Origin of the sequence: Bartonella raoultii (assembly GCF_019659805.1) — a bacterium.
GTDB classification, from domain to species: domain Bacteria; phylum Pseudomonadota; class Alphaproteobacteria; order Rhizobiales; family Rhizobiaceae; genus Bartonella; species Bartonella raoultii.
Genome location: NZ_JAIFRO010000003.1, coordinates 174,203 through 174,675 on the forward strand (window position 1 = coordinate 174,203; position 473 = coordinate 174,675).

The 473-nt window shown below is 47.1% G+C and carries 1 protein-coding gene; it reads left to right on the top strand.

Translation table 11 applies throughout. The features are described from left to right. Positions 1-473 (top strand): phage terminase large subunit (locus K3248_RS09320; protein WP_246588258.1); only part of this gene is annotated, 473 nt, incomplete at both ends.

Here is a 473-nt window from a genome sequence, read left to right on the forward strand (position 1 = left end):
GAATCTTCAATTAAGTCAAATGATGGGCGTATAGCCTTTCAGTTTTCTGGACTAGACCGTAATATTGCGAGTATCAAGTCGATGGGGCGTATTTTGCTCTGTTGGGTTGATGAGGCAGAGCCTGTCACAGAGACCGCTTGGCAGACGCTTATACCGACGTTGCGTGAAGAAGGGGATGGATGGCGTGCAGAATTATGGGTAACATGGAACCCATTACGGGAGAATGCCCCGGTTGAAAGGCGCTTTCGTTTTTCAGACAATGAAGCGATTAAGCGTGTTGAGGTTAATTGGTCAGATAATCCCAAGTTTCCTAAGATCTTGAATGAAGCGCGTCTTGATGATTTGAGAAACCGTCCAGAGACCTATAAGCATATTTGGGAGGGAGCTTACCTTACAGCCGTTCAAGGTGCTTATTACCAAAAGGAGATGTTAGCAGCTGAACAGGAGGGGCGGATAGGGCGTGTTGCACGTGA